This is a genomic window from Streptomyces sp. NPDC051219 (assembly GCF_040682335.1).
In the GTDB taxonomy this organism is placed as follows: Bacteria; Actinomycetota; Actinomycetes; order Streptomycetales; family Streptomycetaceae; genus Streptomyces.
The window spans coordinates 1-15,589 of record NZ_JBFBAS010000031.1 but is presented as its reverse complement, the minus strand read 5'-3'; the positions used below and the strand labels follow the sequence as shown (position 1 = coordinate 15,589).

9 protein-coding genes are annotated in these 15,589 nt (G+C 71.7%); 6 read left to right on the top strand and 3 right to left on the bottom strand.

Going from position 1 to position 15,589, the window contains the following annotated elements; translation table 11 throughout:
* Positions 1-182: 182 nt before the first annotated feature.
* The 3 genes from prfB to AB0M62_RS27410 form a co-directional block, all read right to left on the bottom strand.
* The gene (gene prfB / locus AB0M62_RS27420) at positions 183-1,286 is read right to left on the bottom strand and encodes a peptide chain release factor 2 (RefSeq protein WP_366076974.1); all 1,104 of its coding nucleotides are present in this window, start codon (positions 1,284-1,286) and stop codon (positions 183-185) included.
* Between the two features lie 69 nt (positions 1,287-1,355).
* Entirely contained in the window at positions 1,356-2,624 is a 1,269-nt protein-coding gene (locus tag AB0M62_RS27415; RefSeq protein WP_366076973.1) for a serine/threonine-protein kinase, read from the bottom strand.
* 122 nt (positions 2,625-2,746) lie between these two features.
* Positions 2,747-4,396 carry a serine/threonine-protein kinase gene (locus tag AB0M62_RS27410; RefSeq protein ID WP_366076972.1) on the bottom strand — a complete coding sequence of 550 codons (1,650 nt, stop codon included), beginning with the start codon at positions 4,394-4,396 and terminating at the stop codon, positions 2,747-2,749.
* A 504-nt stretch (positions 4,397-4,900) separates the two neighbouring features.
* On the opposite strand from AB0M62_RS27410, the gene AB0M62_RS27405 reads away from it, so the two are divergent.
* The 6 genes from AB0M62_RS27405 to AB0M62_RS27380 all read left to right on the top strand — a co-directional run bounded on the left by AB0M62_RS27405 (position 4,901) and on the right by AB0M62_RS27380 (position 15,499).
* A complete protein-coding gene (locus tag AB0M62_RS27405) occupies positions 4,901-8,128 on the top strand; it encodes an FtsK/SpoIIIE domain-containing protein (protein ID WP_366076971.1) in 3,228 nt (1,075 codons plus the stop codon).
* Between the two features lie 208 nt (positions 8,129-8,336).
* On the top strand, positions 8,337-9,731 hold the full coding sequence (locus AB0M62_RS27400; protein WP_366076970.1) for an ABC transporter substrate-binding protein: 1,395 nt from the start codon (positions 8,337-8,339) through the stop codon (positions 9,729-9,731).
* A gap of 4 nt (positions 9,732-9,735) precedes the next feature.
* Positions 9,736-11,082: a sugar ABC transporter permease gene (locus AB0M62_RS27395; RefSeq protein WP_366076969.1), complete on the top strand. Its 1,347-nt coding sequence runs from the start codon at positions 9,736-9,738 to the stop codon at positions 11,080-11,082.
* A 106-nt stretch (positions 11,083-11,188) separates the two neighbouring features.
* Complete coding sequence (locus tag AB0M62_RS27390; protein WP_366076968.1) at positions 11,189-12,067, top strand: carbohydrate ABC transporter permease; 879 nt, start codon at positions 11,189-11,191, stop codon at positions 12,065-12,067.
* Between the two features lie 150 nt (positions 12,068-12,217).
* The gene (locus AB0M62_RS27385) at positions 12,218-14,476 is read left to right on the top strand and encodes a bifunctional glycosyltransferase family 2 protein/CDP-glycerol:glycerophosphate glycerophosphotransferase (RefSeq protein WP_366076967.1); all 2,259 of its coding nucleotides are present in this window, start codon (positions 12,218-12,220) and stop codon (positions 14,474-14,476) included.
* 162 nt (positions 14,477-14,638) lie between these two features.
* On the top strand, positions 14,639-15,499 hold the full coding sequence (locus tag AB0M62_RS27380) for a phosphatidylinositol-specific phospholipase C/glycerophosphodiester phosphodiesterase family protein (RefSeq protein ID WP_366076966.1): 861 nt from the start codon (positions 14,639-14,641) through the stop codon (positions 15,497-15,499).
* Positions 15,500-15,589: the final 90 nt, after the last annotated feature.

The following is a 15,589-nucleotide window of genomic DNA, read 5'->3' as shown; positions in this document are numbered from 1 at the left end:
ACGCGCCCCCGTGATACGCATGCCGCGCGCCACCCTTCCCACTTTTCATGTAAGCGTCAAGGTCGTTGCGTACGCAATGCCCAATTTGCGGGCAGTTGCCTGCCGTTAGGCCCTGCAACTGTGACGAAAAAAGGGAACTGCCGTCCCTAGGACGGCAGTTCCCTTGTCGACAAAGCGCGAATTTACTTCTCCTGCTGCTTGCGCCAGCGAATTCCGGCCTCCAGGAAACCGTCGATCTCGCCGTCGAGCACAGCCTGCGGATTGCCGACCTCGAACTCGGTCCGCAGGTCCTTGACCATCTGGTACGGGTGCAGGACGTACGAGCGCATCTGGTTGCCCCAGGAGCTGCCGCCGTCCTTGAGCGCGTCCATCTTGGCCTGCTCCTCCTGGCGGCGCCGCTCGAGCAGCTTGGCCTGAAGGACGTTCATCGCGCTCGCCTTGTTCTGGATCTGCGAGCGCTCGTTCTGGCAGGAGACGACGATGCCGGTCGGGACGTGCGTCAACCGCACGGCGGAGTCAGTGGTGTTGACGCCCTGGCCGCCGGGGCCGGAAGCGCGGTACACGTCGACGCGCAGCTCGGACTCGTCGATCTCGACGTGGTCGGTCTTCTCGACGACCGGCAGCACCTCGACGCCCGCGAACGAGGTCTGACGGCGGCCCTGGTTGTCGAACGGCGAAATGCGCACCAGCCGGTGCGTGCCCTGCTCGACGGAGAGCGTGCCGTACGCGTAGGGCGCCTTCACCACGAAGGTGGTCGACTTGATGCCGGCCTCTTCCGCGTACGAGGTCTCGTAGACCTCGGTGGAGTAGCCGTGCCGCTCGGCCCAGCGCAGATACATCCGCTGCAGGCGCTCGGCGAAGTCGGAGGCGTCCACGCCGCCGGCCTCGGCACGGATGTTCACCAGTGCCTCGCGCTCGGCGTACTCGCCGGAGAGGAGCGTACGGACCTCCATCTCGTCCAGCGCCTTGCGGACGGAAATGAGCTCGGACTCGGCCTCCGCGAGGGTGTCCGCGTCGTCCTCCGCCTCGGCGAGCTCGAACAGCACGCTCAGGTCGTCGATCCGGCTACGGAGGGCCTCGGTCTTGCGCAGCTCGGCCTGCAGGTGCGAAAGCTTGCTCGTGATCTTCTGTGCCGCCTCCGGGTCGTCCCACAGGGACGGGGCCGCGGCCTGCTCCTCGAGCACGGCGACATCTGCCCTCATCCTGTCGAGGTCCAGGACGGCCTCGATCGACCCCATGGTCGAGGAGAGGGACTTCAGCTCTTCGGATACATCGACGACTGCCACGCCCCCAGCGTAACGGCTGGCCGCCCGGACCTTCCCCGCGCCCGGGAGAGGGACCGCCCGCCCGCGCTCTCAGGGAGAGGACTGCTGGGTGTCCTGGGGCGGGGCGTCCGCGTCGCCGCCGCTTGTGGCCAGCCAGCCGCCGACGCCCACCGCCGCCGCCAGAACCACCGCGGCCACACCCAGCTTCAGGCGGCGCCGGCGGACGGCGTCCGAGGTGGATTTGTGGCGGGCCGAGCCGGGGCGGCGTTCGGCCGTGGAGCGGGGGACGCGGGCCGTGCCATGGGCGCCGCCCGCCAGCTCGTCCGGGCCGGGGACGCGCATGCTGGTGTGGGTGTCACGGTTCGAGTCCGGCGCGGCGCCGGGGACGAGTGGGACCGCGCCCCGGCGGCGGCCCGGCGCACCCGCACCGGGGGCGGTGGGGTGGACGGCCGTCTCGTCGGGGTACGGCGCAGCCGTCTGACGCTGGGGCTCGTCCTCGTCGTCCGGTTCGTCCACGTCCAGCGGGGGCATGCCGGCCAGCATCGGCAGCTGGTCGCGCAGCCGGGCGGAGAGCTCGGAGGCGCGCAGCCGGGACGCCGGGGCCTTGGCCAGGCACTGGACGATGAGCTGCCACAGCTCGTCGGGGATGCCGGGGAGCGGGACGACCGTCTCGGTCACATGGCGGCGCAGCACCGCGCCGGGGTGGCCGCCGCCGAATGGCGTGAAGCCGGCGAGCAGCTCGTAGAGGACCGTCGCCAGGGCGTAGATGTCGACAGAGGCCCGCGGCGGGAGGCCCTCGATGATCTCGGGAGCGAGGTAGTCGGGGGTACCGATGATCTTCGACGCCGTCCTGGTCCGGCGCGGGGAGTCGATCAGCTTGGCGACGCCGAAGTCGGTGAGCAGCGCGGGATGGGAACCGCCCGGGCCGAGCGGACCCTGCATGTCCAGCAGCACGTTCTCCGGCTTCACGTCGCGGTGGACGATACCGGCCGCGTGGGCCGCGGCGAGGGCGTCCGCCACGTCGGCGACGACGGCGACCGCCGCCTCGGGAGCCATCCGGCGCTCCCGGTCGAGGCGGGTGCGCAGGTCCGTGCCGCGTACGAGCTCCATGACGAGGGCGAGATCGTTGCCGTCGACCACGAGGTCGCGCACGCCGACCACCCGGGGGTGGTCCAGGCTCAGCAGCGCACTGCGCTCCTGCACAAAGCGTCCGACGAGCTCCTGGTCGGACGCGAGGTCCTCCCGCAGCAGCTTGATGGCGACGGGCCCGTCGGGCCCGTCACCCAGCCACACCGTGCCGGCGCTGCCTCGCCCCAGAATCTGGTGGGCGGTGTACCGGCTGCCGATTTTCCGTGCCAAGACTGCTCCCTCAGCGGCTGGCGTTCGCGCATAAAACTACGCGGCCGACGGGGTCTTCAGGGCCCCGGACGATGCCAACCTTCACTTCTGCGGGGGAAATCACCCCGCAGAAGTCGACAAATCTATGGAGCCGTCTCCGATGCGGGCGGTTCCGGCGCTGTCGAGCTGCCGATCTCGGAGATCCATGTGGATGCGTCGGAGACCCAGTCCGACACCTGTTTCCAGAAGCTCTTGCCGTCCGCGACCCAGTCCTGGAGCGGGGTGAGCTCCCAGACCATCCAGGCCGCCACGACGAGGATCAAAACCGTGAACAGGCAGCCCTTGAGGCAGCCGAGCCCGGGAATCCGCATCGGGTTCGCGTTCCGGCGGCGCGGCTCGCGCGGCTGACGGGGGGCCGGCTGCTGGGGCGGCGGCTGCGGCGGCGCGTACCGCTGCTGAGGCTGCTGCGGTGGCTGGTAGGGCTGCTGGTACGGCTGCTGCTGACGCTGTGGGGCGTAGTGCTGAGGCGGCTGCTGCGGCTGCCGTTGCTGCCGCGGCTGCGGCTGCTGGGGCGCGGGCCGGCGCTGCGGGCGGCGGCGCAGCGGATCCTGGCTGGGGTCGAGGTACTGGACCTGCGTCTGCTCGTTGCGGTCGCGGGCCGCCCGCATCTGGCTCTGCCAGGGGTGCGGGTCGTCGGGCGAAGGCTGCGGCGGGCCGTCGGGCCGCGGAGGCACCGGCGGCATGACGGACGTCGGGTCGGCGCCGCGGGGGCCGGTGGAAGGCATGACGCTGGTCGCGGCGCTCGGATCGTACGAACCGGCTCCGCCCGGCAGCACCTGAGTGGGGTCGGCCGCGCCGGGCGTGCCCGGGACGGGGGCCGGGTCCGGGTCCGGAGCGAGCAGGGCGCCCACGCCGAGGGCGGCCTCGACCTGTGCGGCGGAGGAGTGGACGCCGATGCCGGCCGCGACGGTGCGCAGACCCCGGGCGAGGTTCTCGGCGCTGGGCCGCTCGGCCGGCTCCTTGCGCAGGCAGCGCTCTATCACCGTCCACAGGGGCTCCGGGACGGTCGTGGGGCGGCGAGGCTCCTCGCTGAGGTGGCGGTGCAGGACCTCCAGCGCGGAGCCGCCGCCGAACGGCGGACGGCCGGTGACCAGTTCGTACAGCAGGATGCCCGCGCCGTAGATGTCGACCGCGGAGGTCTGCGGACGGCCCTCGGCCGACTCCGGCGCGACGTAGGCCGGCGTACCGACGAACTCGTGCGTGCGGGTCAGGCCCGGGGAGTCCGCGAGGCGCGCGATGCCGAAGTCGGTGAGCATCGGATGCATCTGGCCGTTCGCGTCGGCCAGCAGGACGTTGGCGGGCTTGAGGTCGCGGTGGACGACGCCGTCGGCGTGGCTGGCGGCCAGCGCGTCGGCGATCTGGGCGGTGAGGAGGGCGGCCGCCACCGGGGTGAACGGGCCGTTCTCCCGGATGTAGCGGTGCAGGTCGGGGCCGTCGACGAGGTCCATGACGAGGGCGAGGAGATCCCCCTCGACGACGAGGTCGCGGGTACGCACGATGTTGGGGTGCGTCAGGCGGAGCAGGACGGAGCGCTCGCGCAGGAAGCGCATCACCACGTCCGCGTCGTTCGCGAGCTCCTCCTTGAGGACCTTGATCGCGACCGTCTCGCCGGGCTGCCCGGCCACCGCTGCCTCGGCGCCCGCGGTCTCGCGCTGGCGGGCTCGCCAGACGGTGCCCGTGGCGCCGCGCCCGAGAGGTTCCTCGAGCAGGTACTTGCTGCCTACCGGCCGCACGTCATGTGCTCCCTGCTGATCGTGTGTCCTTGCTTGCCGGGCACACCTGCCCGTCGGGCCACTCTAGGCCCTGTCCGGGCGATCCTGTCGGGCCCGCGACCACAGCCACGGCACCTCGCCGGGGATCGCCGGACAGGGTCCGGTGGTGCCCGAGGGGGCACCACCCGTTCTCGTTGGTGGGGAAGACGCCCGTATCGGGCGGATGGTTGCCGGACGGCAGTCCGCGGTGGCCCGCCCGTGAGCCGCTTCCTCAAGCCATCGGCGGTCCCAAGCAGGCACTTTTACGTCCACAGCCGACCAATCAAGATCACTTGATGGTGGTCGCCGGGCGTGTTGTCAGCGGCAGGTGCGAGGATGCCCCCAGCACGGAACTGGGGTTGGGAGCCCCGTGTTCCGCGCTGACCTGTACCGGACGACGCGTCCGTGCCGGGTGGGGGGATTCACGGGCAGCTTCCCTGCCGCTCCCCTGCCGGGCACCCCGCGCAGAAGGGACCGCTGACGGCGATGCAGATCCGGCTGACCGTCCTCGGGCCGCGCAGCGGCCAGACCCCGCACCCGCGCGCCTGCGACGTGCTCGTCACCGCCCCGGCGGGAACGGCTCTGGCCGCGGTCGCCTCCGGGCTCGCGACCACGGTCATGGGCCCCGAAGTCACGGGTGCGGTCGTGCTGTACGCGGGCCAGGAGCGGCTCGACGCGCAGCGCCGGACGCTGGGCGAGCCCCCGCTGGTCGACGGCGCGGTGCTGTCGCTGCAGGCGCCGGCCGAGGACGACGCCCCCGTCGGCGGCGGATCGGCGCAGCTCCATGTGGTCGCCGGGCCCGACGCGGGTGGCGTCCACATACTGCACGGCGGCCAGATCCGGATCGGCCGGTCGGTTGATGCGGACGTGCCGCTGGACGATCCGGATGTGTCCCGGCTGCACTGCGTGGTGACGGTCTCGGAGGACGGACGGGTCTCGGTCGCGGACCTCGGCTCGACGAACGGCACGTCTCTGGACGGCACGGACGTCGGCGACCGCCCGGTGCGGCTGGCACCCGGCGCGCTGCTGCGTGTGGGCGAGTCCGCGCTGCGCCTCGTGCCGCCCGGCCCGGTTGACCCACGGGTGCCCACCACTCCCGACGCCGAGGGCCACCTGCGCCTGACGTCGCCGGCCTGCGCACCGTACGGCGGTGCCGGTACGGGCGGAAGCGTGCCCCCCGCCGGCTACGGCACCCCCGGTGCGGCTGGGGGCCAGGGGCACTACGGCGTCGAACCGGCGGCGTCCAGGCCGTACCGGGTGCCGGCGCAGGGCGGCAGAGAACCCGCCGGCGCGGTCCAGACTCCACCCGCGGCCGGGAGTGCGGGCCATAGGTCACACCCGGAAGCCACTTCTCCTGCCGGTACCGGCACGGCGGCCTCACGGGGCGCCACGGGACGGCCGGACCCCGGCGGGGCGGGTGCCGGGGCGATCGCCGGCGCGGCGCAGGCCTTGGCCGGAGACGCGCCGGGCACCGCGACCGGCAGATGGGCCGGCGCGGACGCCGGCCGCAGCGGCAACACGGCCGGGGATCGGCGGCGTGGGATAGGGGCCTGGGCGCGGCGGTTGACCGGCGGACGGGTCGAGACCGGGCGGGACGACGGTGCGGTCGAGACCGTACCGGCCGGCCGGCCGCCTGCCGCCGAGGCGCCCACTCCGGGGGCGTGGCCGGATGCCGCCACGCTGCTGCTCACCGCTCTCGGCCCCGGGCCCCGGCTGTGGGAGCGCGGCCCCGGGCACCCCGAAGCGCTCGTCCTGCGGCTGGGTACGGCGGACCGGCCCGCGCCCGGCGGCGCGGGGCTGTTGCCCGCCGTGCCCGTCACCGTCGGGCTGCGCGAGGCCGGTTCGCTGGGGCTCGCCGGGCCGCGGGCGCGGCTGTCCGGGCTGGCCCGGTCGGTGCTCGCCCAGCTCGCCGCCCTGCACGCGCCGCACGACCTCGAGATCGTGCTGATCAGTACGGACCGGGCCAGGAGCCTGGAGCAGCGCAAGGGCGAATGGTCCTGGCTCGGCTGGCTGCCGCACCTGCGTCCCGCGCACGGCCAGGACTGCCGGCTGCTCCTCGCCTACGACCGCGACCAGGCCGCCGCCCGCGCCGCCGAACTGGTACGCCGACTGGACGACGGGCCGCTCGGTCCCGGCTGGGCGTCCGCGGAGCCCGCTGCAGTCGCCGCCGCGGCGCGGCAGTACACCGGCCAGTACACCGTGGTGGTCGTGGACGGCGATCCCGGTTCGGCGGCGCTCCGGGAGACCACCGCGCGGCTGGCCGCGGCCGGCTCCGCCGCCGGGATCCATCTGGTGTGCCTCGCCGAGACGCCCGCCGCCTCGCCCGCCTCACCCGTCACCGCGACCTACGAAGCCGCCTGTTCCGCCTCCCTCGCCTTCCGCGAATGCGGCGCCGCCGCACTGCTGAGCGGCGATGTCGCCACCGCGCTGCGGCTGCTGCGCACCGCGAACGGGCAGCCGGCCGGGCACGGCGCGGTCGCCGTCGTGGACGCGGTGTCCGCTGCATGGGCGGAGCGGTTCGCCCGCGCCGTCGCACCTCTGCGGCCGGACGGTGCGGAACCGGGCCTGCCCGCCAGGTCGGCCGCCACCCTGCCGGCCGCGGCCCGGCTGCTGGACGAACTGGGCCTCGCCCGCGCCACCCCGGCGTCGCTGATGGCGCGCTGGGCCTCGGCGACCGACGAGGGACAGGGCGTGGGCGGCCATGCGGAGGTCGTTCTCGGCACCGGGCAGCGTGGGCCGGTCGGTGCCGAACTGGTCACGGAGGGACCGCACCTGATCATCGAGGGCCCGGCGGGCAGCGGCCGCACCGAACTGCTCCGCTCCGTCGCCGCCTCGCTGTGCGCCGCCGCGCGGCCGGACCGGCTCGGGCTCGTGCTCGTCGACGGCGCCGGGGGCGAGCGCGGCGAGGGTCTGCGCGCCTGTACGGAACTCCCTCATGTCACGGCGCACCTCGTCGCCTCCGACCCGGTACGGATGCGCGACTTCGCCCAGGCTCTGGGTGCCGAGCTGAAGCGCCGTTCCGAACTACTGGGCTCGCTGGGGTTTGCGGAGTGGCACGCACAGCGCGAGGTGGCCGGGCGGATGGTCGCGCAGCGGGCACCCAGCGCGGCCGAGCAGCGCGGCGAACTCGACTCGCCGCCGAGCGGGACCCTACGGCTGCGTTCCGCGTCCGCGGCGCGTACGACCGCGGCCGGACCGACCCCGCTGCCCCGGCTCGTCGTACTGGTCGACGACTTCGACGCGCTGGTGGCGCCGGCCCTCGGCAGCACGGGCCGGCCCGCCGCCGGATCCGTCGTACGGGTGCTCGAAGCGGTGGCCCGGGACGGCGAGCGGCTCGGGGTGCACCTGGTCGCGGCGTCGGCGCGGCCCGACCGTACGGCTGATACCGAGCTGGCGCGGACCGCCGGGCTGCGGGTGGTGCTGGGCGCCACGGAGGACGCCGCCGCAGGGCGTGGGGAGCTGCACCATCCCGACGGCCGGGTGACGCAGTTCCAGGGCGGCCGGGTGACGGGGCGTATTCCGCGAACGGCGACGCTGCGGCCGACGGTCGTACCCGTCGAGTGGGAGCGGATGGGCGACCCCCCGACGCGTCGGCCACTGCGGGAACTGGGCAACGGCCCAACGGATCTGGCACTGCTGGCCAGCGCCCTGGACCGGGCGGCCCGCCTGGTGGACGCGACACCTGTGGCGTTCGCGCCCGGCAACACCGGCTGACCGCTGGGGGCATGGCACCGTCCGGCCGTAGGGCTGGTCACAACGGGATCACGATCGCCCTCTTGACATCGGCCGCGCTATTGCGGGGCATCGGCACGCGGCGTAGGACTGTCGGCACGGGACAGCCACGAACGGTCGCGGCCGTGACTCGCATGCGGCGGTTCGTACGCGCAAAGTTCGTACGCGCAACGGGAGAGACGGGGCAGTGATGCGCACAACTCTTCACACACGCAGAGGCACACGCGGGGCGGCAGGCCGTGGCCCGGGAAGGGCCGTACTGGCGGTCGTCGCCGCCGGGGCTCTCGTGCTCAGCGGCTGCGGCGGCGGGGACAAGTCCGAGGAGGACACCCCGGGCGGCAGTGAGCAGACCGACGCGGCGACCGTCCAGCTTCCCAAGCTGAACGGCGAGAAGATCGAGGTCGCGGCCGTCTGGACCGGTCCGGAGCAGGAGAACTTCACCAAGGTGCTGAAGGAGTTCGAGAAGCGCACCGGCGCCTCCGTCACCTTCGTCCCCGCGCAGGACCCGATCGTCAACTTCCTCGGCACGAAGATCGCGGGAGGCCAGCCCCCGGACGTGGCGATGCTCCCTCAGGTCGGCGCGCTCACCCAGGCCGTACAGAAGAAATGGGCCAAGCCGGTGGGTGCGGAGGCCCAGGCACAGCTCGACAAGAACTACGGCAACGGCTGGAAGACGCTGGGTGCCGTGGACGGCACCCAGTACGGCGTGTACTTCAAGGCGGCCAACAAGTCGCTGGTCTGGTACAACGCCCAGGTCTTCGAGAACGCGGGGGTCGAGGCGCCCAAGACCTGGAAGGAGTTCCTGGACACCGCAGAGACGATCTCCGCTTCGGGCGTCACACCGGTGTCGGTCGGCGGCGCGGACGGGTGGACCCTCACGGACTGGTTCGAGAACATCTACCTCTCGCAGGCCGGCCCGGAGAAGTACGACCAGCTGGCCAAGCACGAGATCAAGTGGACCGACCCGACCGTCAAGGCCGCGCTGACGACCCTGGGCGAGCTGTTCGGCAAGAAGGAGTTCCTCGTCGGCGGCCAGGACGGCGCACTGCAGACGGAGTTCCCGAAGTCCGTCACGCAGACGTTCACCGGCGGCGACCAGCCCGACGGTGCGATGGTCTTCGAAGGCGACTTCGTCGCGGTCAATATCGCGCAGACGGACGCCAAGATCGGTACGGACGCCAAGGTGTTCCCGTTCCCGGCGGTGGGCGCGGAGTCCCCGGTGGTCTCCGGCGGCGACGTAGCCGTCGCGCTCAAGGACTCCAAGGGGGCGCAGGCCCTGCTGACCTTCCTGGCCTCGACCGACGCCGCCAAGGTGTGGGCCGGGGCAGGCGGATTCATCTCGCCCAACAAGTCCCTGGACGTGGCGGTGTACCCGAACGACATCCAGCGCGACATCGCCAAGGCGCTGATCGCCGCGGGTGACGACTTCCGCTTCGACATGTCGGACCAGGCGCCGCAGTCCTTCGGCGGCACACCCGGCAAGGGCGAGTGGAAGGCACTGCAGGACTTCCTGAAGAACCCGAAGGATGTCGCGGGGACTCAAGCGAAGCTGGAGTCCGACGCGGCCAAGGCGTACCAGAGCTGACGCGATGACGTCCGTCACCACCGGGGGCACCGGAAAGCCGGTGTCCCCGGCAGGACCGCGCAAGAGCGTGACCGGCACCCGCAGGACGGTCGCGGTGGGTTTCCTGCTGCCCGCCCTCGTGCTGCTCGGCGCGCTCGTCGTCTACCCGATCGGGTACTCGCTCTACCGGAGCTTCTTCGACCAGTCCGGCACGAGCTTCGCCGCCTTCGACAACTACGCCGAGCTCTTCACCGATGACACGATCCTGACGGCGGTGAAGAACAACCTGATCTGGGTGGTGGTCGCGCCGGCCGTCGCGACCGCGCTCGGTCTGATCTTCGCCGTCCTCACCGAACGGGTCCGCTGGGGCACGGCCTTCAAGCTCGTGGTCTTCATGCCCATGGCGATCTCGATGCTTGCCGCGGGCATCATCTTCCGGCTGGTGTACGAACAGGACCCGGACCGGGGGGTCGCCAACGCCGTCTGGGTCGGCGTGCACGACACGTTCGCCGAGGCATCCGCCTTTCCCAAGGCACGCCCCGGCCGGGACTCGGCCCTGGAGCCGGGCGGCGGCGGTTCTTTCATCACCGAGGCCCCCGTGCAGGCGGGCGAACCGGTGATCCTGCCCCTGGTCGGAGTACCGCCCGCCCAGCTGCCCGACGAGGCGAAGCCGGCCAGGCCGGCGGAGCCCGAGCCCGGCAAGGTCACCGGCACCGCTTGGCAGGACTTCACTCGCGGCGGCGGCGGAGAGACCAACAGAATCGACCCCCAGGAGGTCGGCTACCCCGGCATCAGGATCGAGGCGGTCAAGGACGGCAAGGTGGTGGACTCCACCCGGGCCGGGCCCGACGGCACCTTCACGCTCTCCGAGAAGGCCGACGGCGCCCAACTCCGCTTCCCGGCCTCGAACTTCCGCGAGCCGTACAACGGTGTCGACTGGCTGGGCCCGAGCCTGATCACGCCTGCTGTCATCGGCTCGTACGTCTGGATGTGGGCCGGGTTCGCCATGGTGCTCATCGCCGCGGGGCTGGCGAGCGTGCCCCGGGATCTGCTGGAGGCGGCCCGGGTCGACGGCGCCAACGAGTGGCAGGTGTTCCGCCGGATCACCGTGCCGCTGCTGGCACCCGTGCTCGCGGTGGTGCTGGTCACCTTGATGATCAACGTGCTCAAGATCTTCGACCTGGTCTACATCATCGCGCCCGGTTCCTCCCAGGACGATGCCAATGTGCTGGCTCTGCAGCTCTACCGCTCGTCGTTCGGCACGGACGCCGACCTGGGCGTCGGCAGCGCGATCGCGGTGCTCCTCCTGCTGCTGGTGATCCCGGTGATGCTCTTCAACATCCGGCGCATGCGACGGGAGGCCAGGCGATGAGCCTGCCGGTGAATCCCACCCCCACCCCCGCCCCCGGCCGGGGGTCCGGGGGTCGTCCCCCGGGACAGCACAGCAACATCCGGCGCATGCGACGGGAGGCCGGGCGATGACCACCACCGAAGCGGTGAAGGCCGAGCAGTCCCTCGCCACCCGCATCGCGGCACGCACGGGCGGCGGCGTGATGCGCGTGTTCCTGGTCCTGATCGGGCTGTTCTGGCTGATGCCGACGATCGGCCTCCTCCTCTCATCGCTGCGCTCCCCCGCCGACATCAGTGCGAGCGGCTGGTGGGAGGTCTTCACCGCCCCCGCCCAGATCACCGGGGAGAACTACTCCAAGCTGTTCGACAACGAAGTCGTCATGGACTCCCTGCTGAGCACGGTGCTGATCACCGTCCCGGCGACGGTCCTGGTCGTCGTCATCGGCTCGCTCGCCGGCTACGCCTTCGCGTGGATGGAGTTCCCGGGCCGCGACTGGTGGTTTCTGCTGGTTGTCGCCCTGTTGGTGGTGCCCGTCCAGGTGGCGCTCGTCCCGGTCGCCGAACTCTTCGGCGAACTGGGCATCTTCGGGACCACCCTCGGGGTGGTGCTCTTCCATGTCGCCTTCGGCCTGCCCTTCGCGATCTTCCTCCTGCGCAACTTCTTCGCGGAGATCCCGCGGGAACTGCTGGAGGCGGCCCGGCTCGACGGCGCCGGTGAGATCCGGCTGTTCACCCGGGTGGTCATGCCGCTCGGGGGCCCGGCGATCGCCTCGCTGGGCATCTTCCAGTTCCTGTGGGTCTGGAACGACATGCTGGTCGCGCTGATCTTCGCGGACGCCGACAGCCCGCCCATCACCGTCGCCCTCCAGCAGCAGGTCCGGCAGTTCGGCAACAACATCGATGTACTGGCGCCGGGCGCCTTCGTCTCAATGGTGATCCCGCTCGTCGTCTTCTTCGCGTTCCAGAGGCAGTTCGTCTCCGGCGTGATGGCGGGTGCGGTCAAGTAGGCGGAAAGGAGCGGGGGTCGGAGGACGGTCCACCGGGCATTAACCGGGCCGTCCTCTGCCGTTCGTCCCCCGGATGCCACGTCTGGCGTAACCGGATCACTCCATCGGCAGTTGCTGGGCCATATGCCCACGCCGACCCATGGATGTGCCTTGCCCCGGTTCAGCGTCATCGTGCCCGTGTACAAGGTTCAGGCGTATCTCCAGGAAAGCCTGGACTCCGTACTGTCCCAGTCCTGTACGGACCTGGAACTCATCGCGGTGGACGACTGCTCACCGGACGCCTGCGGTTCCATCATCGACGAGTACGCGGCCCGCGACTCCCGGGTCACCGCCGTCCACCTGCCCCGGAACGCCGGCCTCGGCCCCGCCCGCAACGCCGGTCTGGAGCGGGCCACCGGCGACTACCTGATCTTCCTCGACAGCGATGACACCCTGGTCCCCGGCGCGCTCCGGGCGATCGCCGACCGCCTCGAGGAGACCGGCTGTCCGGACGTCCTGGTCTACGACTACGCCCGTACGTACTGGTCCGGCGACGTGGTCCGCAACCAGCTCGCGGACCGCCTCACCGAGGACGGCCCGGCCACCTTCCGGCTCACCGACCGCCCCGGTCTTCTGGGCGTTCTCATGGTCGTCTGGAACAAGGCGTACGGCCGCGAGTTCGTCGAGCGCGAAGGTCTCACCTTCCCGGCCGGCTACTACGAGGACACGCCCTGGACCTACCCGGCGCTGATGACTGCGGAGTCGATCGCCGTCCTCGACCGCGTGTGCGTGCACTACCGCCAGCGGCGCACGGGCAGCATCCTGTCCACCACCAGCCACTGCCACTTCGACGTCTTCGACCAGTACGACCGGGTCTTCGCCTTCATCGACGCCCGCCCGGCGCTGGCGGACTGGCGCCCCCTGGTCTTCCGCCGGATGACCGACCACTTCACCAAGCTGTTCACCGCGCGCGGCCGGCTCCCGCGCGGCAGTCGCGCCGAATTCTTCCGCCGGGCGCGAGCGCACTACCGCCGCTACCGCGCCCCCGGTGCGTCCGTCTCCTCCGTCGCCCGGCTGCGGCACGGCCTGGTGCGCCTCGGCAGCCACCGTACGTACCGCCTGCTCGCCGCCGCGCGCAGTTTGAAGGCACACACCTTGCGGCACGTGAAGGCCGCTCTGCGAGGCTTGCGCGCGGCCCTGCTGCGGCTGCACTACCGGATCCAACTACGCCTGCCCCTCCAGGAGGACTACGCGGTGTTCAGCGCGTACGGGGAGAAGGGCTACGCGTGCAATCCGGCCGCGATCGAGGAGAAGCTGCGCGAGCTGGCCCCGCACATCCGCACCGCGTGGATCGCCCCCGCCGCCCACGCGCACACGGTCCCCACCGCGACCGCCCGGCTGCGGCCCGGCTCGGCGGCCCACCGGACCGCTCTGGCCCGCGCCAAGTACCTGGTGGACAACGTGGGTTGTGACGGCCGGCTGGTCAAGCGGCCGGGCCAGGTCCTCCTCCAGACCCAGCACGGCACCCCGCTCAAGCGTGTGGGTCTCGACCTCCAGGACCGTCCGGCAGCCGCCCCGACCCCCGACTTCGCGGACCTGCTGCGGGACATCGACCGCTGGGACTACCTGCTCTCGGCCAACCGCCACTCCACGCTCGTCTGGGAGAAGGCCCTGCCCTCCGGTTACACGACGCTCGAGTACGGCCATCCGCGCAACGACATCTTCCAGCGGGCCACCGCCGCCGACGTCGCCCGGCTCCGCGAATCGCTGGGCATCCCGGTCGGCTGCACAGCCGTCCTGTACGCCCCGACGCACCGCGACTACCGGCGCAGTCAGCCCCGCTTCCTGGACTTCGAACGGGTGCTGCGCGACCTCGGGCCCCGCTTCGTCATCCTGACCCGCGCCCACCCGGCGTACGACGCGCCGCTCACCCACGGTGGCTCACCCCGTCTGATCGATGTGTCGGAGCACCCCTCTGTCGAGTCCCTCTGCATCGCCTCGGACGTGCTGGTCACCGACTACTCGTCGCTGATGTTCGACTACGCCAACCTCGACCGCCCGATCGTGATCCACGCCGACGACTGGGAGGCGTACGAGGCGGCCCGCGGCACCTACTTCGATGTGCGCGCCTGCCCGCCCGGCGCGGTTGCCCGCACCGAGGACGAGCTGATCGACATCTTCACCAGCGGCCGTTGGCGGGGATCCCGCTCGGCCCAGCTGCGGGCCGCCTTCCGGGCGCGCTTCTGCCCGTACGACGACGGGTACGCGGCTGAGCGGGTGGTACGCCGGGTCTTCCTGGGCGAGACGACGGACCTGCCGCCGTTCGTCCCGCTGGCGGAGCGGCACCCGGCTCCGGCCGCCACCACGGCGACGCTCCACCCGCAGCCGCGTTACGGGGAGTTGGACCGGCTTGCTCCGGACCGGGTCTAGCAGGGGACCGGCCATGAGCCAAAGTCCGTGAACAGACCGGGCGATGAAGCCCGCCCGGATTCATGACATGTCTTCTGCCGCGTGGGCAACGGGACACCAATGCTGCATAGCGTCCGTGGCTCCGTCCCGGTATCCCATCGGGGCGGATTTCCAGGAGGCTTCATGTTCCGGCAAACGCGCCACGCTTTCGTTGCGCTCGTCACGGCCGTCCTCGCGGGCGGTCTTGCGGCTCCGTCCTACGCCGTCTCGGCGGATGCCGCGCCGGCCCCCGCGCCGCTGCCGCGGGCCCACGCGCACAACGACTACGAGCACACCAACCCGCTCAACGACGCGCTGTCGCACAGCTTCAGCAGCGTCGAGGCCGACATCTGGCTGGTGGGCGACGAGCTGCTGATCGGCCACGACAAGGAGGACCTGATTCCGGGCCGCACGCTCGAGTCGCTCTACCTCGACCCGCTGATGGCGCGGGTGAAGGCCAACCACGGCGAAGTGTACGACGGCCACACCAACTCTCTTCAGCTGCTCATCGACATCAAGACCCCCGGCGCGGAGGCCTACGAGGTGCTGTCCGAGCACCTGAAGCGTTACCGGTCGATGCTGACCACATACACGCCCGGCAAGGTCCACGCCGGGGCGGTGACCCCGGTCGTCTCCGGAGACCGCGCCGCGCGAGTCCCGATGGAAGCGCAGAAGGTGCGTTCCGCCTTCTACGACGGCCGCCTGGCCGACCTCGGCACCAGCGCTCCGGCCTCGTTCATCCCGCTGATCAGCGACAACTGGACGAAGAACTTCACCTGGCAGGGCGTGGGCCCGATGCCGGTGAATGAGCGCGCGAAACTGCGTCAGATAGTGGCCGACGTCCACGCCAAGGGGCAGCAGGTCCGCTTCTGGGCCACCCCCGATGTGGCCGGACCCGCGCGTGACGCGGTCTGGCAGGAGCTGGTCGACGCGGACGTCGACTACCTCAACACCGACGACCTGGCCGGACTCGAGTCGTTCCTGCGCGTCCACGACTCGAAGTAGGCGCAGGTCCAGCCGGTCCGCGGCAGAAGCACGCGGCCTGAGCGGCGTACTGGTCACGACCCGGCGGCGGCCCTCCCACACCGGGAGGGC

Excerpts from the sequence above, each read along its gene's own strand:
- AB0M62_RS27405 (WP_366076971.1), top strand. The coding sequence starts at position 4,901 with ATGCAGATCCGGCTGACCGTCCTCGGGCCGCGCAGCGGCCAGACCCCG.
- AB0M62_RS27380 (WP_366076966.1), top strand. The coding sequence starts at position 14,639 with ATGTTCCGGCAAACGCGCCACGCTTTCGTTGCGCTCGTCACGGCCGTC.
- AB0M62_RS27395 (WP_366076969.1), top strand. The coding sequence starts at position 9,736 with ATGACGTCCGTCACCACCGGGGGCACCGGAAAGCCGGTGTCCCCGGCA.
- AB0M62_RS27390 (WP_366076968.1), top strand. The coding sequence starts at position 11,189 with ATGACCACCACCGAAGCGGTGAAGGCCGAGCAGTCCCTCGCCACCCGC.
- AB0M62_RS27400 (WP_366076970.1), top strand. The coding sequence starts at position 8,337 with ATGCGCACAACTCTTCACACACGCAGAGGCACACGCGGGGCGGCAGGC.